Here is a 25,716-nt window from a genome sequence, read left to right as displayed (position 1 = left end):
GTAGAGATGTTCGCCGTTTTTGACGAAAAAGTTCGGCTGGCGCTCGGATTTCAGCGCTGCCGTCGTCAGCTGCAGGGCGGCGTTGAAGCTCTGCACAGGGTTTGCGACGAGATCGGAAAGCGAGGCGGTATCGGATACCTGCGCCTTGAAGGACAGCCGGCGCATCTTGCGCCTGCCGGTGATCGCCCTGAACATGTTCAGCGTCGCGCGTGCGCCCGCCGTCGCATAGACCTCTTCCAGCGGCGGGCTGCGCAGCCAGAAGACGCTGTTCAGAAGGTCATGTTCCTGCTGCAGCCTGACGCCGGGCATCAGCCGCGAGCGGAACCAGGCGCCGGTGCCGTTTCGCCGGAAGAACATCTTTTCCATGAAGCTGCGATCGGTGAAGCGGATGCGGGCGAGTTCGCCGGCCAGATGCCCCATGTAATAGCGTCCGAGTGGGCCATCGACGCCGCCGAAAAGCCGCGGCGCGATTTCCTGCGCTGCCAGCAGCAGCCGGGCATTTTCGCGCCCGCCGCAGGCCAGCACGAAGACCGTCGCCCCGACGGAATGCAGTTTGCCGCGATGCCACACCATGAGCCGTTTCGTGCGGGCGCCTTCGCGATCGACATCGAGGCCGATCACCGTTGCCCGGGTGACGAGGTGCAGGTTCGGCAGGCTTTCGATCAGCGCCCCATGCGCTTTGGCCATATCGGGCTCGCGGGCCCAGCTCTCGATCGAGGGCTCGAAATCGCCGTCCATGTCAGGCATTTCGACGGCTGGCAGCTCGGCGCCCAGAAATGCGCGGGCATCGTCATAATAGGCCCTGAAGGCGTCGTGCCCGATCGGCCAGCGCGCATCGCCGCGCGACGGCCTGCCATCGAAATCGCTGTCGTCGAACTCCACGCAGCGGCCGCCCCAGGCTTTCGAGGTGCCGCCGATCGCGCGGCGGATCGTCAGGCTCGCTTCGGCATGGTGGGTGGTGCTGATGGAGGCCGCCGCCGCCAGCCGGTTCGTCTTTGCCGAGATGTTCTTGCCGCCGGATTCCAGAAGTGCGACCGAAAGCCCGGACCGGGCAAGCGCGATGCCCAGCGCCAGACCGACAGGCCCGGAGCCGACGACGCACACGTCGACACGCCCCGCAAGCAGGTTTTGAAGCGACGAAATCATTTCACCACCCCTCGGCTATGGTGGCGGGATCATAGCCGGATTTCACGAATGGGTATAATGTATTCTTGCGGGGACTCAGCCTTTGGTTGTCGTGGGCTCTGCCTGGGGCGGGGCGCGCCCTTCCTGATGCGGTACGGAGCCATCGGCTGCGCTGCACCGCATCACGTCCGACCCGGCATTTGCGCCGAGAGTTGACCCATGTTCCAACCTTGCCCTGCGTGTTTTCAGCGGGGGAGAGATACTCCCGGCACGGTGGCACCGGGAGCAGTATCGTCAGTTCGTGAGCGTGGCCTTTTCAATGACCGCAGCGACTTCCTGCGCATGGACGACGAGGGAGGCATGGCTGCCAGCCACCTCTGTGGTCTTGGCCTTGATCCTGGCCGCGAACAATTTCTGGGTCTCCGGTGCGATTACCCTGTCCTTTGTGCTGATCACATAAAACGTCGGCTTGTCGTGCCAGGCTGCGATATCGACCGGAGCCTCGTAGGCTGTGTGGTTCAGCGGAAGCTGCGAGTTTGCCAGGGATTCGGCGATCTTCAGCGGAAGGTCCGCCGCGACTGCCGTGGGAAACACCTTGGGATCGATATAGAGGTTGCCCTTGTCGTCGGGATGAATTGCATTGGTGCCTTCAGTTGTCGGGCCGTTCTTGGCCAGGGCCGCCAGAGATTCTCCAACATCAGGCGCGAAGGCGGAGACGTAGACGAGCGCGGAGACCTTGGCATCGTCACCGGCTTGCGTGATGACCACGCCGCCCCAGGAGTGGCCAACGAGGACGGTCTTGCCGTCCTGCTTCGCCAGCGCCTGCCTGGTGGCATCGACATCCGCAGCGAGGGAGGTGAGAGGATTTTCCACCAGCGTTACGTTATAGCCCTTCTTCGTGAGGATATCGGCAACGGGCTTCCAGCTTGTCTGGTCGACGAAAGCGCCATGGACGAGCACGATGTTGTGCGCCGCCCCCTTGGGTAGATCAGCCGATCGGGCGGGTGCGGCAAACGCTGCCCCGGCGAAGAGAACGGTGGCGGCTAAGAGTAGTTTAATTCGCATTGCTTGCTCCTGTTGGGATGCCGACAACCCCGATCCCAAGGAAAGGGCAGGCGCTTGGGTAAAGTCGCGCTTCGTGTTGCGGCAGTTTGCCAGATTGCTTGCTGGGTGACCCTGTTGGCTCACCTCGACACGAAATAATACGAAGGGTTCTTGGACGTTAGGCCCCGATCGTCCGGATATTGTGTCCGACCGTGCGGCGGACTACCATCAGGGGCATGGACATGCTCGCCGAAGTGCTCGATCGCGTTCGCCTTAGCGGAACCTTGCTCTTTCACTTCGAGCTCGGTCATCCCTGGAACCTGGCCTTGCCGGAGCGCCCCTACGCGCTGTTCCATTATCTCAGTCGTGGCACAGCCACCCTCGCTCTCGAACATGGGGAAGAGCTCTGCTTGGAGGAGGGCGATCTCGTCGTCGTCACACGCGGCGAACCCCATTTGATTTACTCGGATAGCCGGACGAAGCCGCTCCCGATTATCGACCTCGATCGATCCGCACGTCTTGGCGTCGTGCGCCACGGAGGGAGCGCGCAGCCGCTCTCGACGATGATCTGTGGCAATTTCATTCTATCGTGGCCCTCGCGCGGTAGCCTGATGGAACTGCTTCCGCCCGTACTCCTCCTGAAGCCGACGATCGACGGTGATTGGCTCGAGGCTATCCTGCGACGCATGGTGAGCGAGTCGGCGCTTGAACGTCCCGGCCAACGCGTCGCGCTCTCGCGAATGACAGAGGTGCTCTTCGTCGAGGTGTTGCGAAGCTGGATCAAATCTCTCGGGCCAGGAGAAGGCGGATGGCTTGGGGCGATGGCGGACCCGTATATTGGACGGGCGCTCGAGTTGATCCACGACCGACCGGATCTGCCCTGGACACTTCGCGACCTCGCACACCGCGTGGGGCTCGGCCGCTCGGTGTTTTCGGCTCGCTTCACCAGGCTCGTCGGCCAGTCCATGCAGCGCTATCTGATCGCGCGCCGGATGTCGGAGGCTGCGTTTCTACTGGAATCAAGCGATGAGGGGATTGCCCGGATCGCAAGCCGCGTCGGCTACGAAACCGCCGCGGCGTTCTCGAAGTTGTTCCATCGGCACCACGGCCTGTCACCCGGCCGTTATCGAGCAACTCGGCGCGCTGACGGCCGCCCGAGGCCAGGGGAATTTCCTGATCAGACGCCGCTGACTGATCTTGACCAGGCTGACGTCCAGGCCGTCGCTAAGGCCGTATAAGAACCTCAGCTTCAATCTCGACGGGAAGATCAAACGGCAGGCCTGCCACGCCTATCGCGGAGCGGGCGTGGGATCCGCGTTCGCTGCCGTAAACCTCTGCGATAAGGTCGCTGAAGCCATTGATAACGAGTGGATACGAGTTGAAGGAGGAATCTGTATTCACCATGCCAAAGACGCGAAGCCAGCTGTCCACCCGGTCCAGATCACCCAACGCAACTTTCAGGCTGGCTAACATTGCCAGCGCGGTCAGGCGAGCGGCATGGTAGCCTTCTTCCAACGACAGATCTTTCCCCACCTTTCCGAGCGGTCGGGCTATCGAGCCGTCTGAATTGAGCGGCCCGTGTCCGGAAATATAAGCCTTTGACCCCGAAATGCGGACCCAGGGGAAGGAGAGTTTCACGTCAGGCGGAAGCAGGATCGGCGCCGGAAGTTCTAGTCCAAACCGTTGCAGCTGGCTTTCGATATGCGACATTGGTGATTGACTCCTGTTATTGTTTTGGAAGTTCCAACGAGACGCGGTCAGTGGCGCCGCATCCGCTGATGCTAGGCAAGTCAGATGCTGTCGCCCGACAACAGCAGCGCAGTCGGCTGCCCCTAGTCGAGGAAATACAGGGTCCGCGAAGACGATCGCGCCCTCTGGAAACTGGATGTCCTCCACAGTTGTTTGCGTCGTGAATTCGTACACTCGAGATCCCATCCGACCCTGCCCAAATGCCGCCGCAACGAAAAGAGGTTTGATGACCCGCTGGTCGGTGGCGTATCTCATGTGCATGGCGACTTCACTTGGCGGATTGCATGGCCGGACCAGCGCGGACATTGACGAACCAGTCAACGCCCGCAGTTCGCGTCACCATCCAGCCCATGCAATGCGGGCAGAAATGATGCTACTGGCGCAGAAGTGATGCTACTGGCGCAGAAGTGATGACCCGTCGGGCCTGTTGCCCTGTTTTGCAAGCGACTTGGCCAGCGGCAAATGCTAGGATTTGCCGAGAGCCCTTCAAGCGCGGAGAAGAACCCGGACCATGACGACTGCACTCCTCATCATCGATATGCAGATGGTCATGCAGGAGCGGCTCGACGCCGGGCGCGGGCGTGTGAATGGCGAGGCAGCAGAGAAGATCGCAGCCCTTGCCGCCGCCTTTCGCGCCGCCCGCAAGCCCGTCATCCATATCCGCCATCGCGATGCCGACGAGAACTCGCCGCTGAATGAAAATGCGCCGGGATACCGGCCTATGTCCTGCGCGGAAGCGCGGGAGAACGAACCGGTCTTCATCAAATCCACGTCATCGGCCTTTGCCTCCACCGAGCTGGAAGGTTATCTGCGCGAGGTCGGCATAACGGATCTGGTGGTGACAGGCGCGGTCGCCGGCTTCTGCGTCAATACCACCGTGCGCGCCGGGTCCGATCTCGGCTTCAAGATGAGCGTCGTCAGCGACGCCGTGCTCGGCTTCGACCTGCCATCCGCAGATCTATCGGCCCGCACCATCTTCGACGTGACGATGGCACATCTGGAATCCGATTTCGCCGAGATCGTCGACACACGGCAGCTGATGGCCATGCAGCCTGCCTGACGGGGCGCACGCCGGATCCAGGATCTAGTCCTCTTTCTCCCCCACCAGCCCGAAGATCGGCCCGTAGCCGCCATGCCAGGACGTGTCGTTGCGGCGAAGGACCGGATTGTAAAGCCCGGTGCCGCGACCGCCATCGAGGAAGAGCGCATCGGGGCATTTGAGGTCGTCGCGGAAGAGCCGGGCGAAATCGTGGAAATTCACCCGGTCCTCGCTGATGACGAAGCGCAGCGTGCCATCTGCGCAGATGCCCACGCCATTGCGGCGCGTGCGGTCGGTCGAGCCTGGTATGAAGATCGGGTTGATCCCGTTGTCGATGACCAGCATCGGGCCGGATTGCGTGGCGAGCCGCACTTCCGGCTGCTGCTTCAGGAAGTCCTCGGTGGGCATGATATGCGGGCCGGTCTCATCGAGATAGAAGATGCCGTTCGGCTTCTTGTAGAAGTTCGGCACCGGGCCGGATGTTTTCGGCGGCGCATCGCTGTTGGCCGGCACCAGCGCCATGCCATCCTCGACATAAAGCCCGATCGGCGAAAAATCCTCACGGTACATGCCGGCATTCATAGCAAAGACGAGCCGATGTCCCTGGCTGGTGACGGCGTCGGCGACACCTGAAAAGCTGCGATAGGGCTTGTCCGCGGCATCCTTCCAGAACAGGCGAAGATCGGCCTTTGCCGGATCGACGCGGCAGACGATATAGGCGGTGCCTTCGAAGGTCTCGCGCGCACAGGGCTGATCAGGAGTGGATGACCCGGCCGCATCCGGGGCCTGTGCTCCAGCGGTGAGGGTGCCGGCAAGAAGCAGGATGAAGGCGAACATGGCGCGAGGCATGGTATCTCCTGATGGCGTCATTGCTCGGGACTTGTAGCCATGAGGGCGCAAGAAGGCGAGGGCGAGGATCAGATTGACGTTTGCGGCAGCTCTGACTGCTTGGATATCAAGCCTTCCCTGCCGCGAGCTGAGCGTCCAGCCGGTCGGCGAGAGCCTGGTAATGCGGGTGGTTTCGCAGGGGGTCCAGGTCGCTGTCTTTTTTCATCCAGGCTGTGACCGACGCGAGATAGGTCGGCGATCCCGACGCCTGCCGTTCAAGGCAGGCGATGGCCTCCGAGGGCATGCCGAGCTTCGCGTAGCAGCAAGCGAGATTATAGAGCACTCTGAGATCGTCACCGGCGATTGCGGCGGCGCGGGATGCCCAGGACGCCCCACGCTCCATCTCGCCCAGATCCGCCAGCAGACAGCCGCCGTAGCACAGAAGGATCGGCTCGTCGGGATGTGCGGCGATCTCTCCTTCCATCAGCCGGAGGCATTCCTGCGCGGACTGTATCGCCTCCTGATGGTGTCCAAGGGAGACATGGACCGCTCGCAACTGGTCCCAGGCGCGGTAGTCATCCGGCTTCAGGGCGATGGTGCGCTCGTACAGGCCGCGCGCCCTTTCGAACTGGCCCTGCGCGTGGCAATTGCGCGCATAGAAGAAGTTTGCCTCGTAGGAGGTCGGGTCTCGTTCCAGAGCGCGCTCGAATTCGGTTTCCGCCTCGGCGCGCAGGCCCTTGGTAAACATTGCGATGCCCCGCGATGCATGGGCGTCGGCGAGATCGGGATCGAGCCGCAGGGCCCGGTCGGCATTGTCTATGACGTTGTCGTATGTCGCAGTCGGATCGTTGGCGAGCAGGAGATAGGAATCGCAGTCGGCCAATCCGGCATAGGCCCGCGCATAGAGCGGATCGATGTCGATGGCCTTCGCGAACAGAGACCGGGCTGCCTGTATGTTCTTCGATTCGTGTCCGCGGTTGAAGAATGATCGTCCCATCAGATAAATTTGATAGGCCTGCGGATCGTCGGTTCCCCGCCTGGTGATGATCTCGAGCTCCCTTGCGAGAATCCGCACCTTGAGCGCGTCAACAATGTGTTTGGAGATCTCGTCCTGCAGCGCGAAGATATCCTCAAGGTCGCGGTCGTACCGCTCCGCCCATACGTGCCGACCATCCGTTCCATTGATGAGCTGGGCGGCAATGCGCACTCTGGTTTCGGCCTTGCGCACGCTGCCTTCCAGCACGTAGCGCACGCCGAGTTCGCGGCCCACCTGCTTCACGTCCACGGAGCGGCCTTTGTAGATGAAGCTCGAATTGCGGGCGACGACGCTGAGCGCGGACACTTTGGCAAGATCGGTGATGATGTCTTCGGTGATGCCGTCACTGAAATATTCCTGCTCCGGATCCCCGCTCATATTGGTGAACGGCAGCACCGCGATCGACGCCACTTCGCGCTCAGTGGCGGTCGCCGCTGCTTCGGGCTGCGTCGGCGATGAATCCTGCCGGTGCCTGAAGCGCGCCATATGGACTTGCACCGGCCGCTCGAGGTTCTTCACGGAATGCTGGCCGAAATCCTCGAAGTCGATCCCCAAAGCGCTGTCGATGTGCTCGCGCACGATGCCGGCGATCGCGACTGCGCCGGGATCGGCAAGAGATTGCAGGCGCGTCGCGACATTGACCCCATCACCATGGATGTCCTCGCCATCGACGATGATGTAGCCGAGATTGATCCCGATGCGATAGACGAGACGGCGGTCCTGGGCCTCCCGGGGTTCGGCCCCGGCCATCCTGCGCTGAACCTCGGTTGCGCATCTTACGGCATCGACGGCGCTGGTGAACTCCACCAGCATCCCATCGCCCATCAGCTTGACGATCCGGCCTTTGTGCGTGGCAATACAGGGGTCGACCAGATCACGCTGCAGCACCTTGAGGCGGCTTAGCGTGCTGATATCATCGATCTCCATCAAACGTGAGTAGCCGACGATGTCAGCCGAGAGGATAGCCGACAACCTGCGTTGCATTGGAAGCCCCCAAATCCTGTTGACCGCTCGCTGTGACCGCAATGCTTGATCGTAGCGCTTAGAATCCGGCGCAATCATGTCGGGAAAACAGACGCGGCAGGTGAGCCGTCGGGCGCCCGCTTTGGGCGTAATCGGGGCTTCCTGTCGGGCGAGCCCGCCCGCGAAGTTGCCAGCCCTGATCGGTCTGCTGCCGTGGCTGAGGACAGGGAGATGACAGGCAGGGCAGAGGGGGGTGCCACACGGCGCATGCTTCATCACCTTCACCCAATGAGTATCCCTCGAGCTGCCGCAAGGACAAGGAAATGACGGTTGCGGCGGAACTGCGCCACCCGCCGAGGCTCACGTCACGGAAGCCCCCTTGAATCCCCTGACTTTTCCCGAAAATCTTCTCAATCCCGTCAAATATCACCCGATTGGGGGTGGCGGTTATCAGGCTAACGGCTAGGGTGAGGTCGGCCCTGTGGAGCTGGGCCAAATTGACGCAACTTCGAGGCCGTCTCTCCCGACGAGCCTCTTTTTTTGCGCGCCACCCCGGCCGCCGTCTGAATGCCGATGCCGGCGGCGCACCTGTCATGGGCGGCCGAGACCGGCTGGACGCCGCCGCAGCCGGATGCATAGCGAAGCGCAGGAGGTTACCGGGCGTGAACCCCCAGCAGTTCGAACTCGTCGAGCAGCCCGACAACCTTCTCGCCATCGAATGTCTCAGCGCCGATGATGCTTTTCCCGTCATATTTCTCGGCCTGCAGGATGATGACGTATTTATCGTCCTGCCGGAAATAGCCGTATTGCGGGATTTCGATATTGATCGGCTTTCCATAGCTGAGGTCATCCTGCCCGGCAGCAAAGATCGCGGTTCCGTTGTCGACATCTTCGGGTGCTGCGCCCCGGCCGGTCAGAAAGCCCGAGCTCGGCAAGGTCGGCCACTTGGCGGCGCCGCTGAAAAGCAGGGCGGCGCAGAGCGCGATGGCGAGCGCCCTGATGGTCTTGAACTCAGTTGCCTTTGCCATGGTCCACTCCTGCCATGCGGGGAAGGGGCGAGGGGTGCTTCATCCTATGAATCCTCCCTGCAGCCGGAAGTTCCCAAAAACCGTCAACCGAAGGCAAGGGCAAGCCGGGAGAGCCGCACTGCACAATTTTATTCGCGATGGCGCATATAGGGCACAGGGGGTCCGGTAGCCGGATACCGGCGAGAGCCGAGGGCTCACTCTTCCTTCTGGTTTGGGGCCTTGATGTACTCGCAGATCGAAGTGAAATAGACGGTCTGCCCGCCATGTTCGATCTTCGACAGGCCAAATTCCCAGACGGCGAATTTATCGGATTCGTAATAGACGGCGGCGCCCAGGAAAGCGTCGAGCCGGCCGCAATCGCCCATGCCGGTGCCGGTATAGATAGGCAGGGTCTTGTCCTTGAGCTTGCCCTTCAGGACCTTGTCGACCTCGAAATCGCCGCGCGTCATCCGGGGCGGCGGCTCATCGCCCTGCGAAACCGGCAGCGGGACACCGTAGGTCACGAGCTTCATGCGGCCTTTCACAACGAGGTCGGCGCTGGAGAATTTCTCCTTTTCGGACATTTCCTTGCAGCTGCAGGCGGCGGCCTGCGAGGCTGTGAGCCCCAGGAAAAGCGATGCAAGAATTGCGGCTGCGACATGACATGACTTCATCGAAATCCCCATTTGAAAGACAGCACCATCCACCCCGGCCGCTTCTAGGCATGATTGCAGAAAGTGGCGGGTCGATGGCAGAACAAGCCGTCGCCTGATCCTTCTGAAGACGTTGTGGGGCAGGGCTATCCCTAGCGGCAACAGCCGCTTGTCCTGCTTCGCTGCGGCGAATTTCCGGGTGTTCGGGCGGACACTATTCTTCAATTCAGAATTGACTCTATGCCAGAGTCGGATAACCAATAGCGACACGCAAGAGGGATGTCGCGAATGGATTTGTTGCCACTCCGGACCTCTGCTGAAGCGGGCTTTTAAGGAAGCGCGAAATTGAAGCTCTCGGCCGCTAGGAGCAGGGCACAGGCAATGGCTTCCAGATTTTGGGATGCAGATGGCGCGCTCAGGAAAGAGCTTCGCCCAGGGGAGATCATCCTCTGGAAAGGGCGGCCCAATATGCGGGCAACTGCAGCCATCGAGCAGGGGCAATTCTGGGTGGGACTATTGACTGCCGGCGTCGGCACGGGATTTTTATTCCCCTCTCTCAACGATTACATGCTGTCGGATGCACCCAAGGGTCCTGTGGGTGTGTTTTTCGGCCTCTTGTTCTTCGGATTTGGTCTTCTGAGCGTTCTACATGGAATTCGGGCGGTACTGGTGACGCGTCGCACGGTTTATGCGGTCACTGACCACAGGCTGTTGATCGTCAAAGACCTCAGGCGCAAACAGGTGACGACGATCGCTCCCTCGGCCATCAATGCCGTGGAGCTCACGCAGGGACGTGATGGTGCCGGATCGATCACGTTCCGCCGGGAAACTGTCGATGACGACAAGGTTGTAAAGCTGGCATTTCTGGGTGTGCACAACGTCGGCGAGGCCGCTGCGGAGATCGAGAAGCTGCGGCTTGGGGCGGCTGCGGCGAGGCGAACCTCCGCATCATAGCGGTAAACCAGTGAAACTGCCTGTCTGCGGCCCCTTTAGCCGGCCTCATCCGCTTCGCGCGTCATCTCGACCATCGTCGGGCGGAATCCCATGGCGGCGAACAGGCTGCGGGCGATGTCGTTGCGGTAGGCGGTGGAGAGCACGAAGCGTTCGGCGCCGAGGGATTTCAAGCCGGCCATCGCCGCTTCCAGCAGCATTTTGCCGACGCCTTCGCGGCGGCGCGCCGGATCGACGAAGAGATCGTGGATGACGCCTGCCGGCCCGCGAAGGGACATATAGTCGAAGCCTTCCGAGACCGCATAGGCATAGCCGAGCAGCGCGCCGTCCTCTTCGGCGACGATCACGATCACCTCTGGTCGCGCGAGCTGGCTTTCGAGGAACTGCCCGTATCGCGCCGGCGTGCTTTTTGCCGCCTCGATGAAGCGCCTGGCGTCCAGTTCGTGATGCAGCGCGACGAGCAGGGCGCCGAAGCCGCCGAGAATTTCCATGTCGCCCGATGTGGCAGGGCGGATCTTTACTGCATGTTCAACCGGCTTCGTCGCCATATGTGGTTCCAGTGGGCTTTCGATTCGCCTCGATCGAAAGCGCCGTATCGATGCCGGCGCCTCGGGGGCTGAGATTCCTATTACATCCAGGCAGGCCCCAAGGCCATATCCTCAACGGGTGATGAAGTCTGCGGGCTGAGCACGCATTTTATCCGGATATGAGCGGCCGCTTTCCGCGACTTGCGAATCTGCCTCCCTTTGGAGGAGCTGTCGGGCAGGACAGGGGGGCGTGAGCCACCACACAACGGCGCGGCTTTCAGCCTTTCAGCGAGGCTACCGGCCGCCGGCCGCGCAAATGGTATTCTAACGCCAAATCAGCCGTTTACGGGCGGAACTTGTCGGCGATTTTAAGCCTTTCCGTTGATTTCTGTTGCCAAATTTAAAATTGACCGTATATTACGCAAATCGACCATTGCTTGTGACGTCGTTGAAGAGCCTTGCGCTCTCGTCAGATTTCCTTCCAAATAATCGACCCAATCCCGCAGGGTATCGCGGGGAACTTCAACGGTTGCTTTGAAAGGAGATCGTTATGAATACAGGTACAGTCAAGTGGTTCAACGCCACCAAGGGTTTCGGTTTTATCCAGCCGGATAACGGCGGCACCGACGTTTTCGTCCATATTTCTGCAGTTGAACGCGCAGGCTTGCGCTCGCTCGCAGACGGACAGAAGGTTACCTACGACATCGTGCAGGACCGTCGTTCGGGCAAGAGCTCTGCCGACAACCTCCGCGCTGCCTAAGAAATTGTCACGACTTTGCGCGACCACGGATGTACTGGCGCGCAAAGGCGATGACTGAGGCCAGGAACTGGCCGGGGAAGGTCGGGAGCAGTCCCGGCCTTTTATTTTGATTTCATGTGGAGAACGATATGGTAAACCGTCGTTATCGACCTGGTGATACCATCATGCTCAAGCATGGCGTTCTCGGCAGTGTCCAGCCTTCGGGCTCCGGCAACATTCTGTCCGTCATGCCGGCCGCGCAAGGCTTCGTCCATTATCGCGTCCGGTTCCAGAACGAGAATTTCGAGCGCAGCATCCGTCAGGATGATATAGACGTGCTCGCATCGCATTCACCGCCCTTGCCTTCCGAAGCGCGAGCGGCTACCGAGAGTTCGAAATCGAGCTGGATCAATTCGAATTCGATCCGCATCAGGAAATAACAGCAGCAACGCTGATTAAGGAGAAAACTTGCAGGTACTCGTCCGAGACAACAATGTCGATCAGGCACTGCGCGTTCTGAAGAAGAAGCTGCAGCGCGAAGGTGTGTTCCGCGAAATGAAGGAACGCAGCGCCTATGAAAAGCCGTCGGAAAAGCGCGCCCGCGAAAAGGGCGAAGCCATCCGCCGCGCCCGCAAGCTCGCCCGCAAGCAGGCGCAGCGCGAAGGCCTGCTCCCGGCACCGAAGAAGAAGGTGATGCCCGCCCGCGGCGGTCGCTGACGTTTTCCCGGTTTCCGAATCCATCGAGAAGGAGGAAACATGACCGAGACGAAAGACACGTTCTTCAAGCCCGAAAAGCTTTCGCCGCAGGCGAAGGCCGAGCAGACGACGTCTGTCGCCAGGGACATCCTCGAAAGCGAAGCTGTCGCCCGACAGAAGAAGACGGAAAAGCTGCGCGCGCTGAGGCTCGCCCAGCCCGCCCCCGAGGCGCCGGTAAAGAAGACCAGGGCGCCGAAAAAGGGATAGAGGCCTTTTGGCCTCGCCTTGCTGTGGCTTCGTGTGATTGATGATTTTGAAGCGGTGCTCTTTGGGCGCCGCTTTTTGTGTTTGGCCGTTGGCCTGTCGCGGTATAAGCCGCTCTGAGCTCCGCCACTTTTGCGTTGTGCCGTGTGGCCACCCCCTCTGTCCTGCCGGACATCTCCCCCACAAGGAGGGAGATTGGCTGGGCGTACCGACTTCCCCAAGCAATCAACGTTGCAACTTGGCGTGACGACAAAGTGACTTGAAGGTCACGCCACTTGTCGATCTCCCCCTTGTAGGGGAGATGTCCGGCAGGGCTTTCTCGGGACAAATTTGTCACACGAAGCCCATCCCGATTTGCCAAAACTGCAAATGACCGATCTGCCGAGGCCTCAACATACTCGCTGTCAGGGGCTGCAAAAAGACCCCGCCCCAAACCCCTCCCCACAAGGGGGAGGGGCTTAACGTGCCGCGCCCGCTTTCTAAATCTTCGACGTTTCGGGGAGGGCGAGGCAGTGCCTTAGGTTAGTCCCTCCCCCTTGTGGGGAGGGGTTGGGGAGGGGTTTTTCGCAGCAATCGGCTGCGTCTCCACACCTCACCCAAACCGACTCAGGCCCGCACCTCGAAGATCATGTTGAACGGCGTTTCACTCGAGCGGCGGAAGTGGTGATATCCCGCATCGAGCGCCACCTTGCGCAGTTTCATCTCGCCTGCCTGCGCGCCAAGCCCGAGGCCGACCTCCTGGGCCATGGAGGCGGGCGTGCAGATCATCGTCGAGGCGCCGTAATAGACGCGGCCGACGGGGTTGAGATTGTCCTTCAGCCCGTCATGGGCGAAGGGTTCGACGATCATCCAGGTGCCGTCCTTTTTCATCGTCTCGCGGATATGGCGGCCGGCCCCGACAGGGTCGCCCATGTCGTGCAGGCAGTCGAACATGGCGACCAGATCATAGTTGCCGGCCGGAAAATCCTTGGCCGATGCCTTGCTGAAGGTCACCCGGTCGGCGACACCCGCCTCCTTTGCGGCGCGCTTTGCCCGGTCGATCGACGGACCGTGATAGTCGAAGCCGTGGAAATGCGATTTCGGGAAGGCCTGGGCCATCAGGATCGTCGAGGCGCCGTGGCCGCAGCCGACATCGGCGACTTCCGCCCCGCGTTCCAGCTTTTCCTTCATGCCCTTCAGCGCGGGAATCCACTCTGTCACCAGATGGCTGTTATAGCCCGGCCGGAAGAAGCGCTCCGTGCCGCGGAAAAGGCAGGTGCTGTGTTCATGCCAGCCAAGACCGCGCCCCGTGCGGAAGGCTTCCTCCACCTTCGGCTCGTCCATCCACATGGACTGCACGATTTCGAAGGCGCCGCCGAAGAAGGCGGGGCTGTCCTCATTGGCGAAAACCAGCGCCTGCTCCGGCGTCATGGCGAATTTGTTCGAGGCTTCGTGATAGGTGATGTAATCGGCAGCTGCCATGGCGGCCAGCCATTCGCGCACATTGCGCTCGGTGAGGCTCGTCGTTTCCGCAAGCTCCATCGAGGATCGCGCCCGCCCGTCCATCATCGCCTTGAACAGGCCGAGATGATCGCCGAGCACGACGAGAACGCCTGATACGCCGGCCCCGAGATCGCCCACCAGGCGACCGACGAGTGCATCGACTTTCTGCATGTCAGGTTGCTGCATATCGGTTTTCTGCATGACACCCTCCTCAAGATGCGCCAGCCCCAGCCCGATAGATCGACCCGCCGATGAATCTATGCCGGAGCGGCAGACAGTCAATGCTGCATTCGGGTTAGGGGAGCGGGTGAGGGCAGACGGGTCAGGCCAGCGGTCGCAGGTGGAAGAGTTGCGGCAAGCCGCGCAGGGGCAGATCGACCGCGGCGGGAGAAATGGCGGCCAAGGTCGACCCCTCCGGGAACACCATCGCCGGCCGGGAAATAAAGTGCCACGCCGTCTTTTCCGCGCTATAATGATCGGCTGCCATTTAGACGGAAAGGTGAAGCCATGAAGAGGCTAGCAATCGTTGCCCTGTCGGTGGTCGCGGCGCTGACGAGCGCGCCGCCGGCCGTTGCATTTCCCACCATTGTCGCCCCCGAAGTCGAGGCGCTTCAGGCCCAGCCCGTGCGCTACCGTGGTTACGGCGGCTATTACGGCGGCTATCGCGGCGGATACTATCGCCACCATGGTGGTGACGGTTGGGGTTTGGCGCTCGGCGGCCTGGCCGCAGGCGCAATCATCGGCGGAATGCTGGCGCAGCCCAGATATTATGGTTCTGGTTATTACGATCAGGGCTACTACGACCGGGGCTACTACGGCTCGACCTATTACGCTCCGCGATATTATGCGCCACGCTATTATGCGCCACGCACTTACCGCCGGGCCTATTATGGCGGCAATGCACATACGCGCTGGTGCTTTGCGCGTTACCGGTCCTACAGGGCTTACGACGACACGTTCCAGCCCTATTACGGTCCGCGACAGGCTTGCGTCTCGCCCTATTATTGATGGCCCGCACGAGGGATCATTGCGCCAGGGGAAACGAGCCCGGTGTGCTGGCGACCCTGGTGCGTCCGCCAGGACAGGCGGCGCTGCAAAGCGGTTGACGCAGGCACCGCCGCGCTGCTTTGGTTGCGTCGGAAGCGCCGCCTGATCACTTAGCCTGCCTACGGAAGATCGATTTCGCCGTCCACCACGTGGTTGAGGCCGGTGCCTTCGGCCGTCAGCGTCATGCGGACCTTCAGTTTTTTGCCGCCGATCTGCCCGTCGCGCACCGTCTCCTCGATCTTGCGCTGCGAGGTCACGCCGACTTCCTTCAGGAACTTGCGGATCGACATGTTGAAAGCGTCTTCGCTCATGGTGAAATCCCCTGCATCCGGAAGGGGATTGTAAGGGAAGGCGAGCAGTCAGGAAAGCTGAATGGGGCGTACGGCGCCGATAATCAACCCGAGCCGGGAGATCGACCCGATACCCGTCACCGCAGGGGAAGCCCGCTGTCATAAAACTGATGCAGCATACTTGCTAGTGATTTGCAATTGCAAATCAGGAATAGATTCATGGACAGGCCCGGATCAGAGACGCGTCTATTGTTGCCCTTGGTCGTGCTCTCGGTCGCCCAGTTGATAGGGTGGGGCGCGGTCAGTTTCCCGGCGGTCGTCAGCCGGGACATGGCGGCGGATCTCAACATCGACATATCGACGGTGTTTGCGGGAACCACCGTTTTCTACGTGACGATGGGTGCCTGCGCGCCGTTCCTCTCGCGCCTTTTTACCAGCATCGGGGCGCGTCCGGTCATGATCGGCGGAACGATCATGTCGGCTTTCGGCCTGGCGCTCGTGTCATTGTCGCATTCGCCCGTCACTTATTTCCTTGGCTGGCTGGTACTCGGCGCGGCAGGAAGCGCCAGTCTCACCACGCCGGCACACATCCTTCTCAACGAGATCGCCGGCCGCAATGCGGCGCGGGCGATTGCGAGCCTGGCGCTGGTCTCCGGCCTGTTCGGCACGGTTTTCTGGCCTCTCACATCGTTCCTGTCGGGAGAAATCGGATGGCGCGGCGCGTGCGAAGTCTATGCCGTCGTCATGATCACGGTCTGCCTGCCGCTCTACATCTTCGGCCTGCCGGCAAGGAGCAAAGCCGCAGCCGTTACCAAGGCGACGACATCCAGGGGTTCGGGAAGATCCTATGACCGGACGTTCTATCTGATCGTCGCTGCCATCGCGCTCAATGCCTTCATCACCTTCGGTTTCAGCTCCATTCTGATCGAGCTCCTGAAGGCCGAGGGCCTGAGCCCGACGCAGGCACTTGGCTATGGCTCGGCGCTCGGCATCGTGCAGATCTGTGCCCGGGGGCTCAATATCGTCACGGAAAAACGGTGGGACGGCGTAACGATAGGGGTCGCCTCATCGGCAATCCTGTGCGGATCGCTGGTCATTCTCTTCGGCGCTCAGGGCTCGCCGGCGGCCATCGCCGTTTTCCTGCTCCTCTATGGCATCGGCAGCGGGGCGCTCGCCGTCGCAAGGTCGACCATTCCGCTTGTCTTCTATGACAAGGGCGAGTTTGCAAAGGCGCTTTCGCGGATCGCCCTGCCATTGAACTGGATCTCTGCAATCTCTCCTCCGGTGCTGATTTCCCTGATGACCAATCTCGGGAGCAGGGCGGTGCTGATCCTCTGCCTGCTTTGCTCCTGCACCGCCATCCTCGTCCTGCTTTTGCTCAGGGGCCGTCGTCCGGTCAGCGAAGCCGTCGTGAACCCATAAGGCCGGGTGGATGGCGGCCCGTCCCTTTCCCGGCGACGGTAGGGACAGGCCGCCGTCGCAGCGCTATTTCAGCGGCAGAAAAAGATCCACGACGACCTCATGGACCGGCACATCAGGGAGGAAGGAAAAATGCCGCTGGCAATAGATCGGGAAATCGCGCGCTTCCTCGCCGCTGGCCGGTAGCCAGTCGCGGTAGAGGTAGAGCGCTGCGGGTTCCAGATTGTGGGTATCGTTGACGACGCGGATGACCGCGCAGCGTCCGGCCGGGATCACGCCTGACTTCATCACCTCGTCATCGGCTTCGATCGGCCTGTCCGTCCCGACACACAGGTCCATGCTGTAATCGGCGGGGATCGCGGGTGTCCTCGGGGACCGGAAGATATTGAAGGTGGGGCTGGTCTCGGGTGACAGGCCGAAGGCCTTGCGCCAGGCGATGAAGCGCTCGATGGTGGCGCCAAGTGTTGCCCGGTCGCCCCGATGCTCCAGGATCGCCACCGGCGTGGCGGGCACATCGCGGATCGTCACGTCTTCTTCTTCATAGATTATCTGCATGAGCTTGCTCCTTGCGTTTTCGAGAGGCCTGAAGGCCGCAAGCCACGGAACCCAGTCGGGCGATTTCCGGAACGACGAAGGCGATTGCCCGAACCGTTGCCTGAAGGCGCGGGCGAAGGCATCCGGTGCACCGTAGCCGGCATCCATTGCTATGTCGGTGACGCTCTGGTCGCCCTTGGCGGCCAGCCGGTGTGAAGCGCGCTTCAACCGGGCAAGCTGGACATAGCGATGCACCGACAAGCCGAAGGTCGCCGAGAACTGCCGGTGAAAGTGAAACTTCGAGAAGGCCGCGATGCTGCTCAGCGCGTCGAGGTCCAGATCGTCGTCCAGATGCCGGTCTATGTGATCCAGCACCCGCTGCATCCGGGCATGGTAGTTTCGAAGCGCTGCCTTCATCGTTCCGTATTCTCCGTGGCAGCACCAACTAAAGGCAGGCAGACATGACGCGCTCGACCGATCTTGCGGTTTTAGCGTCCGGACGACGCGGATCGTCTTATGCGTGATCCGTGTCGTAGCGCAGGCGGTTGTCCTCGATATTTCCCCTGTTTTCAGCCGCCCAGTCGGCGAGGTGGCGCACCGTTTCCGAGAGCGAATGCCCGAGCGGCGTCAGCGTATATTCGACCTGCGGCGGCGTGCTGGGGTGAACGGTTCTTGCAATCATGCCGTCGCGTTCCAGCGTCTTGAGCGTCCGCGTCAGCATCTGCTGCGAAATCCCGCTCACCTGCCGTTTGAGCCCGTTGAACCGCAGCGCTCCCCGCCGGAGTACGACGACCACCTGGATGGTCCATTTGTCGCCGACCCGGTTCAGGATTTCGCTGACACCCTTGCAGTCGGCCGCTGTCGGCCTGGCAGTCACATCCATCTGACCTGCTCCCAAAGATATGCTTTTGACGGACGATTTTAGGTCCCATAAGTGGCTGTGGTCAACAATAGAGACCTTGTCTCCCCGGAGATGGGTCACCACCAGGAGACCACCATGAACCTCATCTATTATCCGGGCGCCTGCAGCCTTGCCGATCACATCGCGCTCATCGAAACCGGGCTTTCCTACCGGTTGATCAGCATCGATCATGGCAAGAGGACCGGGGATGGCCGCGATTTCCTGTCGATCAATCCGAAGGGTTATATTCCGACGCTCGAACTGGAAGACGGAACGGTCCTGACCGAGAACCAGGTCATCCTGAACTATATCGCCGAGAAGAGCGGCAAGCTTCTGCCTGGAGATGGCATTCTTCGATGGCGGGTGCTCGAGGCGCTTGCCTTCATGTCGTCGGAGATCCATTCGCGCTACCAGCCCTTCTTCAGGGATTTCCCGGAGCCAGAGAAGGAGCGCGCCCGCGGAAAGCTGGCGCAGGCCTTCGCCATCCTTGCCGACCAGATGGGCGATAAGACATTCCTTGTCAGCGACGAGATGACGATTGCCGACTGCTACCTGTTCTGGGTCCTGATGGTCGCACCCAGGAGCGGCGTCGAGCTGCCGGAGGCGCTCGCCAGATCTTTCGACCACATGCGGGCGCTGCCCTCCGTGATCAGGGCGCTTGCCGAAGAGGGACTCGGCTGATCGCGGAAATTACCGGGACCGGCGGGCGGGAGGAACTTTTGCCCGCCTGAATTGTTGGCCTGACGGCGCCCCCAAACCAGGAGAACAATCATGAAGCCTTTCCTCATCGCCGGCCTTGCCGTGCTGATCGCATCTCCCGTCCTCGCTCAGACGGCGGCGGAAAAAACCGGTGTCAATTCCGTGCTCGGCGTTGCGCCGAAAACGGAGGATTTCGTGGCGGAAGCGGCGACATCCGACATGTTCGAGATCGAATCCAGCAAGCTTGCGATCGCGCGCTCCGATGCATCGACCAAGGCCTTCGCAGAACAGATGGTCAAGGATCACCAGAAGACGACGCAGGAACTGAAGGCGCTGGTTTCCAGCGGCAAGGTCAGCGCGAAGATCCCGCAGGCGATGACATCGGGGCAGCAATCCATGCTCGACAAGCTCAAAGGCCTGCAGGGCGAGGATTTCACCAAGCAATATCATTCCGACCAGGAAGATGCCCATGAGGATGCGGTCGATCTCTTCAAGCGCTATGGCGACGAAGGCGACAATGCGGACCTGAAGGCCTGGGCCGCCAACACGCGCCCGGCGCTTGAGCATCACCTGCAGATGGCAAAGGATTTGGACAAGTAAAGAATGGCCGAGGAGGCGGGAATGGCAAGCCTGCATAAGCGGGCGGAAGTTCCCGCCTTGACGTTCTCCTGCAAGTCATTAGTCTTAACTAAAATAAATGACGGGAACATGCAGGCAATGACTGGGCAAAACGTTCACTCGTTCGATATGTTCGATGAAGTAGCCTGCGATGCGGGGATCTATACCTGGGATATCGTCAGGAACCTCGTCTTCGCAGACAGCGCGGTGGCCGTGCTTTTCGGCCTCGACCCCGACGCCACGGTGCATGGCCTGCCGCTGGAAGACTATCTGGCACGCGTGCATCCCGATGACCGTCCGGATCTGGCAAAGAAGATCTCTGATGTCATCGTTGCCGATATCGCGCAACAGAACACCTATCGCGTCCAGGGCAAGGACGGGCGGTACCGGATGGTTGCGGCATTCGGCCGGGCCTTTCGCGACCACAGCGGATCGCCCGTGCTCTATTCCGGCATCGTCGTGCCGATGGCCGAGCCGGAGGATGAGGGATTGCGGACGCATTAGAGGGCCGTGTGTCCATTCGGACGCACGAAGGACGCTCCAACTCTTCAAATCGACGTGCGGATGCTTCTCGCGATCATCATCTCAGCAAGAGTGATTTCTTCCGGGCTGCGGGCTTGCGCGGCGTCAGCGGCAGGCCGGCATCGCAATTGCGCATGACCAGGGTTTCAGTGACCGACTCGTCTTCATAGGTCTCCTGCATGCGGATATAGACCGCCGACAGGGTGGGATCGAGGGAAAGCGCCTGCCGGACCAGGAATTCAGCCCTTCCGGCGTCGCCGCAGGCCATGTTCGCAGCAATCTGGTAGAGCGACTTGCGCCTCGTCTGGAAGGGCAGTGTAAGGGCGACGCGTATCATGTCTTCGAAACGGCTCAACGCGTAGAGGGCCGCCACCCGCTCTTCGGTGATCCAGACCGGCAGGAAGGGATCGAGCGTCTCGGCGCGGTCAAGCATTTCCAGCGCGCGCTCAGGCTCTCCCGCATAGACATAGAACGCCGCGCTGCGGCCGAGAATATAGGCGTCGTTCGGCGCGAGTTCGTGGGCACGAATGTGATGGTAGCGCGCCGAAACGAAGTCGCCCGATTTCATCTTGATCGCGCCCATGATGCGATGGGCTTCCGGGTCGGACGGGTCGAGGGCGAGCGCATGTGCCACCTGCTGTTCGGCCTTGTGCATGTCAAAGCTTGGCAGGTTGCTCCATGAGCAGACATGCATTGCGAAAGGACGGCCGAAACCGGGGTCGGCGGCCATCGACCGCTCGAACCAGGCCATGGCTTCGTGCACGTGAATATCCGACACGCCAACCAGGCGGTGATGGTCCACACCGCGCAGGTAATACTCATAGGCCGTCATGTTCTCCGGGCGCTTCAGCCGCGCTGCTGCAAGTTCCGACTGCTCGATCCGTCCGGACACGGTTGCTGCAACGCGAGCGATGATCTCGTCCAGCACATCGAGCAATTCGCGAAACGGACGCTTGATACGATCCGACCAGATGACGAGACCCTCTCCGGTCTCGGTCAGCGCGATGTTGACCCTGAGGTCGTCGCCCGCCTGCCGGATCGAGCCGCTGATGACGTAGCCGACGCCGAGAAGGCGGCCGATCTCGACGGGATCTTTCGTCGTCAGCGCGGTTGCCGCCGAGCGCGAACTGACGAACAACCCCCTCAGGCGGCTGAGTTCGAGCGTCAGGTCGTCGGTAATGCCCTCCGCCAGGAAACATTGATCGGCAACAGCGCCAGGCGCCACGTCGAACCGCGCCACCGTGATCGAGTTGGTCCGGGGGGATTGGCTGGCATTGGGAGCGGATCGTGTCGGAGCGAACTGAAAGACGTGACGGTCCACCAGCTCGGTGACGCGGTAGATCCGGATCGGCTCCAGGATTCCCTTCAGCTGCCGTTCGCCGATATCTTCGAATCCGCAGGGCGAGATCCGCCGGACCTGGTCGTAAAGCAGCCCGGAAACCTCGATTGCGCCGGGGGGCGCAGACGCCTCGATGCGCGCGGCGATATTCACCCCGTCGCCGCGCAGGTCCGAGCCGACGACGACGACATCGGCGAGATGGAGGCCGAACCGCATGTCGCCGCCGCTCGCTCCAGGAAGGGCGGCAATCTCGGCGCGCGCCTCGATGGCGGACCTGAGCGCATTGACGGGACTGGCGAATTCGGCGAGCAGGGCATCACCCGCCGTGCCGAAGACCCGGCCGTCATGGCGCTGGACGACCATGCGAACGGTCTCGAGCACAGTGTCGATCCGGGCAATCGCGCCTTCCTCATCCGATTCCATCGCGGTGGTGGAGCCGACGAAATCCCCGACCATGATCGTGGCCAGCTTGCGTTGCATTCTCGATCCCTCCCGCAACAGAAGCACGCGACGATCCAATGTAGCACATTCACGGGCCCGGATGTCCGGGGATTGGCAACGCTGGCGATACGATGGCAAGCCCAGGGAGGCTTTCTACAGTAGGACTGGCCGACCCCGATTGATCCCGGTTTTCGGGTCGATGCTCTTGAGCGCCTTCGCGGTCAGTCCGCGCTCGATATTGACGGAGGGCGGATATCGGCTGCCGATCCGGGCTCGCCGCCGTCGCGGTTGAAATCGTCATTGGCCTTCTCGTTGGCCTCGGTCGTTTCCGCCGCCTCTTCCTCGCCGACATCGGTTTCTTCGCCGGCGCGCCGCCAATGATCGAGATGGCGGCCCTCCGGCCGGCCTTCTTCCACCCAGATCCGATAGGCGCGCTCACGTCTCTGCTGCAGGTCGTCCATGGCATTCCTCCGTGTTTACGAGGCAGCATAACGGCCGATCGTGACGGCAGTTCCGTCGTTGTCGATCTCGTGAACGATGACAGCAATCGGCGCTCCCTCGGTCATGACGGGTGTCGACCCTTTACCGTCATTCGCGAGGCTGGCCACGCGCGCCCGGTCCGTTGCAATTGGCGCCTATGCGACTAGCTTAACGCCTACGCCACGGCGCTGGCGCAGAGACGATAAAGGGAAGCAAGGCATGTGCCGGAATATCAAACCCCTGTTCAATTTCGATCCGCCAGCGACGGACGAAGAAATCCATGATGCGGCGCTTCAGTTCGTGCGCAAACTCAGCGGAACCAACAAACCATCGAAACGCAACGAGGCCGCGTTCGAGAGCGCCGTCATGTCGATTGCGCGATGCGCCCATGAATTGCTGGATTCGCTGGAGACTTCCCAACCGCCACGCGACCGCGAGGAAGTCGCCGCAAAGGCGCGGGCACGATCCGCGACCCGCTTCGCATAGGAGCGCCTTGTAACTCCTGAGGCATCCTTCCCTCGGAATGGGATTGCTGGCGCGAGTCGCCGCTGGCAGGCCGGCAGGTGTGGCTCGAGAAACCGGCTGCGCTGGATGGTCGAACGACGAAAACCTGGAAGAGATGAAGCCCACCCTGCCTCTTGAAGGAGAAAAGATGAAACGCATCGAGATGGAAGTGAGCGGCGGCTGCCAGTGCGGTGCCGTGCGCTACCACGCAAGCGCCATGCTCGACAATTCGCATCTCTGCCATTGCCGCATGTGCCAGAAAGCCTCGGGCAACATCTTTGCCGCGCTTGTCGCCGCGCCCGATGATGCACTCACCTGGACACGCGGCAAGCCTGATGTCTGGAAGAGCTCGGAGCTTGTCGAGCGCGGCTTCTGCGCCAATTGCGGCACGCCCTTGTTCTTCCACCACCTCGAAAACGGTCGCACCAACCTGATGATCGGTTCGCTTGACGATCCGAATGCCTTCTCGCCGCTTGCCAATACCTGCACCGAGAACATGGTGGCGTGGTTCGAAACGATCACGGACATGGAAAATACCGGAGCGACCGAAAGCAACGGCGCCGACTGGGCCGCGGCGATCAAGGAGAGCAGCAACCAGCACCCCGATCACGACACCGCCTCATGGCCGGTGAGGGCGCGCGATGGCTGAGTCCCATTCCGCCGGTCACGAGTGGATGGGCTACGGCTTGATGCCGATGTCGAGCAGATCAATGGAGACGGCGACCCGATCGAGGAGGGGTCGGTTGTCCGCATCGGTTGCGTAAACCCTGCGTTTCGTCGGGATCGTCAAACCAGCGAAATCCTGGTGGTCGCTTGCATAGTTGGCGCTCCTGGTGCCACCCATGATTTCGGCGCTATAGTCATGGCGTCGCAACAGACCGTCCGAATTGAAATAGAAGGTCTGCACGGTGGAATGGCTCGGGACGGTCGGCGGGAATGTTACCTTCAGCCGGCGCCAGATTTCATCCTCTTCCTGCCACGGCTCGACCTCTTCCGTCATGAAGCCGGGAAGCTTGAAGAGGAAGGGTGTGGTCAGATAGGTCCACATCGCATAGCCGGTGAAGTAGATCAGGTGCTGTCGGTCCCAGGGCGTGGGGATCGTGTGTCCTTCAAAAAACGAACGCGTTGCGACGCGCTGCTCAATGACTTCGCCGCTGTCGGCAACGATCGCCGTTCGTTCCGGCTCCCAAACGCAATGCTGTCCTTCCTCCAGGAAGGGAGTGAATTCGGTGTGCGGACGACGGGTGGAAACCGAGGTGTGGATATCGGCATAGACATCCGGCCAGCCCTTCACATGCCAGATCGCGCCGCCAACCTTGATGTGCGCATGCAGTTGCTCGATCTGCTGCCAGCGTTCCCAGCCTCCATGAGCTTCAATTGCGAGATCCAATAGGTCGGTCATTCCAAGGCCCTCCGGTTCGTGTGATCATGCAGGTTTAATTTTGAAACCTATCGACATCTTTCTCTATTCGGTTTAACTTTGCAACCGTAATTTGGATGGGAGCGGAAAAATGAAGGGCAAGCGAACTGACATGGGGGACGCCCAGTGCGGGATCGCGCGTTCTCTGCAAGCCGTCGGAGATTGGTGGTCGCTCCTCATCGTCCGGGAGGCTTTCAAGGGACGTCGACGATTTTCGGAGTTTCAGAAGAGCCTCGGGCTGGCAAAGAACATCTTGTCGGCTCGCCTGCGAAAGCTCGTGGAGGAGGGCATCTTCACGGTGGAGCCGGACCCTGACTCCGCACTGAGCCATCTCTACCTTCTGACGCCGAAAGGGCGCCAGCTGAGCGTGGTCCTTGTCGCGCTCTGGCAATGGGGGGAAGAGAACTGCTTTGCGGAGGGGGAGCTGAACTACGCGGTCGTGGACAGTTTGAACCGGCAGCCATTGCCGAAGCTCCAGCTTGCAGCCCGGGATGGTCGAATCCTGGACCCGGAAGAGTTTCGTATTGAAGCCAGGGGGTCGCTGATCCCCGGGATCGCTGATTGAACCTCGGTCTCCGGGGCTGATCGGATTGCGAGGCGCCCCGTCCAACTGAAGGGGATGACGAGTCGAGATTAGCGACGAACGTTTTCGTATCGCTTCATCCAACGTCCCGTCATCCCCGCTCACATCAGCCTGCGTTGGCCGGTACCGGCGTGTTGAGGAGCTGCTGTTCCCAGAGATATGCGATGCCGCTGCCGGCAGCGTGCTCCTTGATCACCTCGGTGATGGCGCCGGCCGTCTCCAGCCGGGCCCAGTCACGCTGCCATTCAGCTGCCAGCGCCAGCCACGTCATCATGTTCGCACCGGCTGCGATCATGCGCTGGATCGCGACCTCATGGGCCTCGACCGAAGTGCCGCCCGACGCATCGGTGATGACGGTCACGTCCCAGCCTTCGCCGAGAGCCTGGATCACCGGCATCGCGACGCAGATCTCGGTCCACAGGCCGGCAATGATCAGCTGCTTGCGGCCCGTTGCCTTGACCGCATCCACCACCTTCCTGTCCTCCCAGGTGTTGATGAACGTCCGGTCGATCACCTCCTGGCCGGGGAACACGTCAGTGATTTGCGGGAAGATGAGGCCGCCGCGCGCAGCCACCACGCTGGTCAGGATGGTCGGCACGCCGAAAGCCCTGGCGGCCTTTGCCAGTGCCGCAGAATTGTTGACCACCATGTGCGGATCGTGGCTGTTCAGGTTGGCGAGCTGGTAGGGCTGGTGGTCGATCAGAACGAGTACGGAATCATCAGGGCGAAGAAGCGAGGCAAGGCCATTACGAAAGGTCATGAATATATCCTCTGCTGCCGTTTTATGTGTGAGTTCGGTTTACCGGCAGACATACG

At 61.2% G+C, this 25,716-nt stretch carries 32 protein-coding genes; 15 read left to right on the top strand and 17 right to left on the bottom strand.

The annotated features are described in order from the left end of the window. Both AC1DNW_RS06205 and AC1DNW_RS06200 read right to left on the bottom strand, forming a co-directional pair. On the bottom strand, positions 1 to 1,146 hold a 1,146-nt coding region (locus AC1DNW_RS06205; protein WP_477852207.1), incomplete at its 3' end, for an FAD-dependent monooxygenase. A 273-nt stretch (positions 1,147 to 1,419) separates the two neighbouring features. Further along, complete coding sequence (locus AC1DNW_RS06200; protein ID WP_113309133.1) at positions 1,420 to 2,190, bottom strand: alpha/beta hydrolase; 771 nt, start codon at positions 2,188 to 2,190, stop codon at positions 1,420 to 1,422. Between the two features lie 215 nt (positions 2,191 to 2,405). Between AC1DNW_RS06200 and AC1DNW_RS06195 the strand changes: the two genes are divergently transcribed. Continuing rightward, entirely contained in the window at positions 2,406 to 3,407 is a 1,002-nt protein-coding gene (locus AC1DNW_RS06195; protein ID WP_113309132.1) for an AraC family transcriptional regulator, read from the top strand. Here AC1DNW_RS06195 and AC1DNW_RS06190 read toward each other — a convergent pair. After that, entirely contained in the window at positions 3,394 to 3,879 is a 486-nt protein-coding gene (locus tag AC1DNW_RS06190; protein WP_113302120.1) for a RidA family protein, read from the bottom strand. The genes AC1DNW_RS06195 and AC1DNW_RS06190 overlap by 14 nt on opposite strands. A 550-nt stretch (positions 3,880 to 4,429) precedes the next feature. On the opposite strand from AC1DNW_RS06190, the gene AC1DNW_RS06185 reads away from it, so the two are divergent. Then, on the top strand, positions 4,430 to 4,978 hold the full coding sequence (locus AC1DNW_RS06185; RefSeq protein ID WP_113309131.1) for an isochorismatase family protein: 549 nt from the start codon (positions 4,430 to 4,432) through the stop codon (positions 4,976 to 4,978). A gap of 24 nt (positions 4,979 to 5,002) precedes the next feature. On the opposite strand, the gene AC1DNW_RS06180 is transcribed toward AC1DNW_RS06185, so the two are convergent. The 4 genes from AC1DNW_RS06180 to AC1DNW_RS06165 all read right to left on the bottom strand — a co-directional run bounded on the left by AC1DNW_RS06180 (position 5,003) and on the right by AC1DNW_RS06165 (position 9,465). Next, positions 5,003 to 5,806 (bottom strand): phosphodiester glycosidase family protein, encoded by an 804-nt coding sequence (locus AC1DNW_RS06180; protein ID WP_113309130.1) that lies wholly within the window; start codon positions 5,804 to 5,806, stop codon positions 5,003 to 5,005. Between the two features lie 106 nt (positions 5,807 to 5,912). Beyond that, a complete protein-coding gene (locus tag AC1DNW_RS06175) occupies positions 5,913 to 7,805 on the bottom strand; it encodes an adenylate/guanylate cyclase domain-containing protein (RefSeq protein ID WP_162748497.1) in 1,893 nt (630 codons plus the stop codon). A gap of 632 nt (positions 7,806 to 8,437) precedes the next feature. Then, positions 8,438 to 8,812 carry a hypothetical protein gene (locus AC1DNW_RS06170; protein ID WP_113309128.1) on the bottom strand — a complete coding sequence of 125 codons (375 nt, stop codon included), beginning with the start codon at positions 8,810 to 8,812 and terminating at the stop codon, positions 8,438 to 8,440. Between the two features lie 194 nt (positions 8,813 to 9,006). Then, complete coding sequence (locus AC1DNW_RS06165) at positions 9,007 to 9,465, bottom strand: hypothetical protein (protein ID WP_113309150.1); 459 nt, start codon at positions 9,463 to 9,465, stop codon at positions 9,007 to 9,009. Positions 9,466 to 9,825: 360 nt separating this feature from the next. On the opposite strand from AC1DNW_RS06165, the gene AC1DNW_RS06160 reads away from it, so the two are divergent. Next, on the top strand, positions 9,826 to 10,398 hold the full coding sequence (locus AC1DNW_RS06160) for a PH domain-containing protein (RefSeq protein WP_113309127.1): 573 nt from the start codon (positions 9,826 to 9,828) through the stop codon (positions 10,396 to 10,398). Positions 10,399 to 10,433: 35 nt separating this feature from the next. Here AC1DNW_RS06160 and AC1DNW_RS06155 read toward each other — a convergent pair whose 3' ends face one another. Beyond that, positions 10,434 to 10,943, bottom strand: a complete 510-nt coding sequence (locus AC1DNW_RS06155) for an N-acetyltransferase family protein (protein ID WP_477852204.1) — start codon at positions 10,941 to 10,943, stop codon at positions 10,434 to 10,436. Positions 10,944 to 11,472: 529 nt separating this feature from the next. Here AC1DNW_RS06155 and AC1DNW_RS06150 point away from each other — a divergent pair. From AC1DNW_RS06150 to AC1DNW_RS06135, 4 genes are all read left to right on the top strand, one after another. Next, positions 11,473 to 11,682 (top strand): cold-shock protein, encoded by a 210-nt coding sequence (locus AC1DNW_RS06150; protein WP_007819041.1) that lies wholly within the window; start codon positions 11,473 to 11,475, stop codon positions 11,680 to 11,682. 128 nt (positions 11,683 to 11,810) lie between these two features. Then, positions 11,811 to 12,101, top strand: coding sequence for a cold-shock protein (locus AC1DNW_RS06145; protein WP_113302127.1), 291 nt, complete (start codon positions 11,811 to 11,813; stop codon positions 12,099 to 12,101). A 28-nt stretch (positions 12,102 to 12,129) separates the two neighbouring features. Continuing rightward, positions 12,130 to 12,378: a 30S ribosomal protein S21 gene (gene rpsU / locus AC1DNW_RS06140; protein WP_007819039.1), complete on the top strand. Its 249-nt coding sequence runs from the start codon at positions 12,130 to 12,132 to the stop codon at positions 12,376 to 12,378. Positions 12,379 to 12,417: 39 nt separating this feature from the next. After that, positions 12,418 to 12,624, top strand: a complete 207-nt coding sequence (locus AC1DNW_RS06135) for a hypothetical protein (protein WP_113302128.1) — start codon at positions 12,418 to 12,420, stop codon at positions 12,622 to 12,624. Positions 12,625 to 13,227: 603 nt separating this feature from the next. On the opposite strand, the gene AC1DNW_RS06130 is transcribed toward AC1DNW_RS06135, so the two are convergent. Continuing rightward, on the bottom strand, positions 13,228 to 14,289 hold the full coding sequence (locus AC1DNW_RS06130; RefSeq protein ID WP_113311404.1) for a class I SAM-dependent methyltransferase: 1,062 nt from the start codon (positions 14,287 to 14,289) through the stop codon (positions 13,228 to 13,230). Positions 14,290 to 14,610: 321 nt separating this feature from the next. On the opposite strand from AC1DNW_RS06130, the gene AC1DNW_RS06125 reads away from it, so the two are divergent. Next, positions 14,611 to 15,111: a BA14K family protein gene (locus tag AC1DNW_RS06125; protein ID WP_477833105.1), complete on the top strand. Its 501-nt coding sequence runs from the start codon at positions 14,611 to 14,613 to the stop codon at positions 15,109 to 15,111. A gap of 158 nt (positions 15,112 to 15,269) precedes the next feature. Here the strand turns inward: AC1DNW_RS06125 and AC1DNW_RS06120 are convergent, their stop codons facing one another. After that, complete coding sequence (locus tag AC1DNW_RS06120) at positions 15,270 to 15,461, bottom strand: DUF6494 family protein (protein WP_113301962.1); 192 nt, start codon at positions 15,459 to 15,461, stop codon at positions 15,270 to 15,272. 198 nt (positions 15,462 to 15,659) lie between these two features. On the opposite strand from AC1DNW_RS06120, the gene AC1DNW_RS06115 reads away from it, so the two are divergent. Further along, positions 15,660 to 16,862 carry an MFS transporter gene (locus AC1DNW_RS06115; RefSeq protein ID WP_477852202.1) on the top strand — a complete coding sequence of 401 codons (1,203 nt, stop codon included), beginning with the start codon at positions 15,660 to 15,662 and terminating at the stop codon, positions 16,860 to 16,862. Positions 16,863 to 16,925: 63 nt separating this feature from the next. On the opposite strand, the gene AC1DNW_RS06110 is transcribed toward AC1DNW_RS06115, so the two are convergent. Next, entirely contained in the window at positions 16,926 to 17,810 is an 885-nt protein-coding gene (locus tag AC1DNW_RS06110) for an AraC family transcriptional regulator (protein ID WP_477852200.1), read from the bottom strand. Between the two features lie 97 nt (positions 17,811 to 17,907). Then, complete coding sequence (locus AC1DNW_RS06105; RefSeq protein ID WP_113301959.1) at positions 17,908 to 18,276, bottom strand: winged helix-turn-helix transcriptional regulator; 369 nt, start codon at positions 18,274 to 18,276, stop codon at positions 17,908 to 17,910. A gap of 114 nt (positions 18,277 to 18,390) precedes the next feature. Here AC1DNW_RS06105 and AC1DNW_RS06100 point away from each other — a divergent pair, with 114 nt between their 5' ends. The 3 genes from AC1DNW_RS06100 (at position 18,391) to AC1DNW_RS06090 (ending at position 20,115) form a co-directional block, all read left to right on the top strand. Continuing rightward, positions 18,391 to 18,975, top strand: a complete 585-nt coding sequence (locus AC1DNW_RS06100; RefSeq protein ID WP_113311389.1) for a glutathione binding-like protein — start codon at positions 18,391 to 18,393, stop codon at positions 18,973 to 18,975. 90 nt (positions 18,976 to 19,065) lie between these two features. Beyond that, positions 19,066 to 19,593 carry a DUF4142 domain-containing protein gene (locus AC1DNW_RS06095; RefSeq protein WP_477852199.1) on the top strand — a complete coding sequence of 176 codons (528 nt, stop codon included), beginning with the start codon at positions 19,066 to 19,068 and terminating at the stop codon, positions 19,591 to 19,593. 117 nt (positions 19,594 to 19,710) lie between these two features. Continuing rightward, positions 19,711 to 20,115, top strand: coding sequence for a PAS domain-containing protein (locus tag AC1DNW_RS06090; protein ID WP_113301956.1), 405 nt, complete (start codon positions 19,711 to 19,713; stop codon positions 20,113 to 20,115). Between the two features lie 76 nt (positions 20,116 to 20,191). Here the strand turns inward: AC1DNW_RS06090 and AC1DNW_RS06085 are convergent, their stop codons facing one another. The 3 genes from AC1DNW_RS06085 to AC1DNW_RS06075 all read right to left on the bottom strand — a co-directional run bounded on the left by AC1DNW_RS06085 (position 20,192) and on the right by AC1DNW_RS06075 (position 22,521). Next, complete coding sequence (locus AC1DNW_RS06085) at positions 20,192 to 21,952, bottom strand: adenylate/guanylate cyclase domain-containing protein (RefSeq protein WP_113301955.1); 1,761 nt, start codon at positions 21,950 to 21,952, stop codon at positions 20,192 to 20,194. Positions 21,953 to 22,134: 182 nt separating this feature from the next. Then, on the bottom strand, positions 22,135 to 22,374 hold the full coding sequence (locus AC1DNW_RS06080; RefSeq protein ID WP_477833110.1) for a DUF2934 domain-containing protein: 240 nt from the start codon (positions 22,372 to 22,374) through the stop codon (positions 22,135 to 22,137). Positions 22,375 to 22,389: 15 nt separating this feature from the next. Beyond that, positions 22,390 to 22,521, bottom strand: a complete 132-nt coding sequence (locus tag AC1DNW_RS06075) for a hypothetical protein (RefSeq protein WP_477852197.1) — start codon at positions 22,519 to 22,521, stop codon at positions 22,390 to 22,392. A 91-nt stretch (positions 22,522 to 22,612) separates the two neighbouring features. On the opposite strand from AC1DNW_RS06075, the gene AC1DNW_RS06070 reads away from it, so the two are divergent. Both AC1DNW_RS06070 and AC1DNW_RS06065 read left to right on the top strand, forming a co-directional pair. Further along, on the top strand, positions 22,613 to 22,879 hold the full coding sequence (locus AC1DNW_RS06070) for a DUF2277 domain-containing protein (RefSeq protein WP_113301953.1): 267 nt from the start codon (positions 22,613 to 22,615) through the stop codon (positions 22,877 to 22,879). 166 nt (positions 22,880 to 23,045) lie between these two features. Further along, the gene (locus AC1DNW_RS06065; RefSeq protein WP_477852195.1) at positions 23,046 to 23,546 is read left to right on the top strand and encodes a GFA family protein; all 501 of its coding nucleotides are present in this window, start codon (positions 23,046 to 23,048) and stop codon (positions 23,544 to 23,546) included. 30 nt (positions 23,547 to 23,576) lie between these two features. Here AC1DNW_RS06065 and AC1DNW_RS06060 read toward each other — a convergent pair whose 3' ends face one another. Further along, positions 23,577 to 24,299, bottom strand: a complete 723-nt coding sequence (locus AC1DNW_RS06060; RefSeq protein WP_477852194.1) for a hypothetical protein — start codon at positions 24,297 to 24,299, stop codon at positions 23,577 to 23,579. 109 nt (positions 24,300 to 24,408) lie between these two features. On the opposite strand from AC1DNW_RS06060, the gene AC1DNW_RS06055 reads away from it, so the two are divergent. Then, complete coding sequence (locus AC1DNW_RS06055) at positions 24,409 to 24,882, top strand: winged helix-turn-helix transcriptional regulator (protein ID WP_477852193.1); 474 nt, start codon at positions 24,409 to 24,411, stop codon at positions 24,880 to 24,882. A gap of 124 nt (positions 24,883 to 25,006) precedes the next feature. Here the strand turns inward: AC1DNW_RS06055 and AC1DNW_RS06050 are convergent, their stop codons facing one another. Beyond that, on the bottom strand, positions 25,007 to 25,660 hold the full coding sequence (locus AC1DNW_RS06050) for a hydrolase (RefSeq protein ID WP_113311381.1): 654 nt from the start codon (positions 25,658 to 25,660) through the stop codon (positions 25,007 to 25,009). Positions 25,661 to 25,716 lie beyond the last annotated feature (56 nt).

This window comes from Rhizobium sp. 05L429 (assembly GCF_056397645.1).
The sequence above is the reverse complement of the archived record's forward strand: the minus strand, read 5'-3'. Positions and strand labels throughout refer to the sequence as shown.

What these genes read in the sequence shown, in the direction of transcription:
- AC1DNW_RS06185 (WP_113309131.1), top strand. Translation starts at nt 4,430, where the DNA reads ATGACGACTGCACTCCTCATCATCGATATGCAGATGGTCATGCAGGAG.
- AC1DNW_RS06055 (WP_477852193.1), top strand. Translation starts at nt 24,409, where the DNA reads ATGAAGGGCAAGCGAACTGACATGGGGGACGCCCAGTGCGGGATCGCG.
- AC1DNW_RS06165 (WP_113309150.1), bottom strand. Translation starts at nt 9,465, where the DNA reads ATGAAGTCATGTCATGTCGCAGCCGCAATTCTTGCATCGCTTTTCCTG.
- AC1DNW_RS06135 (WP_113302128.1), top strand. Translation starts at nt 12,418, where the DNA reads ATGACCGAGACGAAAGACACGTTCTTCAAGCCCGAAAAGCTTTCGCCG.
- AC1DNW_RS06190 (WP_113302120.1), bottom strand. Translation starts at nt 3,879, where the DNA reads ATGTCGCATATCGAAAGCCAGCTGCAACGGTTTGGACTAGAACTTCCG.
- AC1DNW_RS06095 (WP_477852199.1), top strand. Translation starts at nt 19,066, where the DNA reads ATGAAGCCTTTCCTCATCGCCGGCCTTGCCGTGCTGATCGCATCTCCC.
- AC1DNW_RS06065 (WP_477852195.1), top strand. Translation starts at nt 23,046, where the DNA reads ATGAAACGCATCGAGATGGAAGTGAGCGGCGGCTGCCAGTGCGGTGCC.
- AC1DNW_RS06145 (WP_113302127.1), top strand. Translation starts at nt 11,811, where the DNA reads ATGGTAAACCGTCGTTATCGACCTGGTGATACCATCATGCTCAAGCAT.
- AC1DNW_RS06050 (WP_113311381.1), bottom strand. Translation starts at nt 25,660, where the DNA reads ATGACCTTTCGTAATGGCCTTGCCTCGCTTCTTCGCCCTGATGATTCC.
- AC1DNW_RS06120 (WP_113301962.1), bottom strand. Translation starts at nt 15,461, where the DNA reads ATGAGCGAAGACGCTTTCAACATGTCGATCCGCAAGTTCCTGAAGGAA.
- AC1DNW_RS06150 (WP_007819041.1), top strand. Translation starts at nt 11,473, where the DNA reads ATGAATACAGGTACAGTCAAGTGGTTCAACGCCACCAAGGGTTTCGGT.
- AC1DNW_RS06115 (WP_477852202.1), top strand. Translation starts at nt 15,660, where the DNA reads ATGGACAGGCCCGGATCAGAGACGCGTCTATTGTTGCCCTTGGTCGTG.
- AC1DNW_RS06170 (WP_113309128.1), bottom strand. Translation starts at nt 8,812, where the DNA reads ATGGCAAAGGCAACTGAGTTCAAGACCATCAGGGCGCTCGCCATCGCG.
- AC1DNW_RS06110 (WP_477852200.1), bottom strand. Translation starts at nt 17,810, where the DNA reads ATGAAGGCAGCGCTTCGAAACTACCATGCCCGGATGCAGCGGGTGCTG.
- AC1DNW_RS06125 (WP_477833105.1), top strand. Translation starts at nt 14,611, where the DNA reads ATGAAGAGGCTAGCAATCGTTGCCCTGTCGGTGGTCGCGGCGCTGACG.
- AC1DNW_RS06085 (WP_113301955.1), bottom strand. Translation starts at nt 21,952, where the DNA reads ATGCAACGCAAGCTGGCCACGATCATGGTCGGGGATTTCGTCGGCTCC.
- AC1DNW_RS06080 (WP_477833110.1), bottom strand. Translation starts at nt 22,374, where the DNA reads ATGGACGACCTGCAGCAGAGACGTGAGCGCGCCTATCGGATCTGGGTG.
- AC1DNW_RS06175 (WP_162748497.1), bottom strand. Translation starts at nt 7,805, where the DNA reads ATGCAACGCAGGTTGTCGGCTATCCTCTCGGCTGACATCGTCGGCTAC.
- AC1DNW_RS06090 (WP_113301956.1), top strand. Translation starts at nt 19,711, where the DNA reads ATGACTGGGCAAAACGTTCACTCGTTCGATATGTTCGATGAAGTAGCC.
- AC1DNW_RS06155 (WP_477852204.1), bottom strand. Translation starts at nt 10,943, where the DNA reads ATGGCGACGAAGCCGGTTGAACATGCAGTAAAGATCCGCCCTGCCACA.
- AC1DNW_RS06060 (WP_477852194.1), bottom strand. Translation starts at nt 24,299, where the DNA reads ATGACCGACCTATTGGATCTCGCAATTGAAGCTCATGGAGGCTGGGAA.
- AC1DNW_RS06160 (WP_113309127.1), top strand. Translation starts at nt 9,826, where the DNA reads ATGGCTTCCAGATTTTGGGATGCAGATGGCGCGCTCAGGAAAGAGCTT.
- AC1DNW_RS06100 (WP_113311389.1), top strand. Translation starts at nt 18,391, where the DNA reads ATGAACCTCATCTATTATCCGGGCGCCTGCAGCCTTGCCGATCACATC.
- AC1DNW_RS06070 (WP_113301953.1), top strand. Translation starts at nt 22,613, where the DNA reads ATGTGCCGGAATATCAAACCCCTGTTCAATTTCGATCCGCCAGCGACG.
- AC1DNW_RS06105 (WP_113301959.1), bottom strand. Translation starts at nt 18,276, where the DNA reads ATGGATGTGACTGCCAGGCCGACAGCGGCCGACTGCAAGGGTGTCAGC.
- AC1DNW_RS06130 (WP_113311404.1), bottom strand. Translation starts at nt 14,289, where the DNA reads ATGCAGCAACCTGACATGCAGAAAGTCGATGCACTCGTCGGTCGCCTG.
- AC1DNW_RS06200 (WP_113309133.1), bottom strand. Translation starts at nt 2,190, where the DNA reads ATGCGAATTAAACTACTCTTAGCCGCCACCGTTCTCTTCGCCGGGGCA.
- AC1DNW_RS06180 (WP_113309130.1), bottom strand. Translation starts at nt 5,806, where the DNA reads ATGCCTCGCGCCATGTTCGCCTTCATCCTGCTTCTTGCCGGCACCCTC.
- AC1DNW_RS06195 (WP_113309132.1), top strand. Translation starts at nt 2,406, where the DNA reads ATGGACATGCTCGCCGAAGTGCTCGATCGCGTTCGCCTTAGCGGAACC.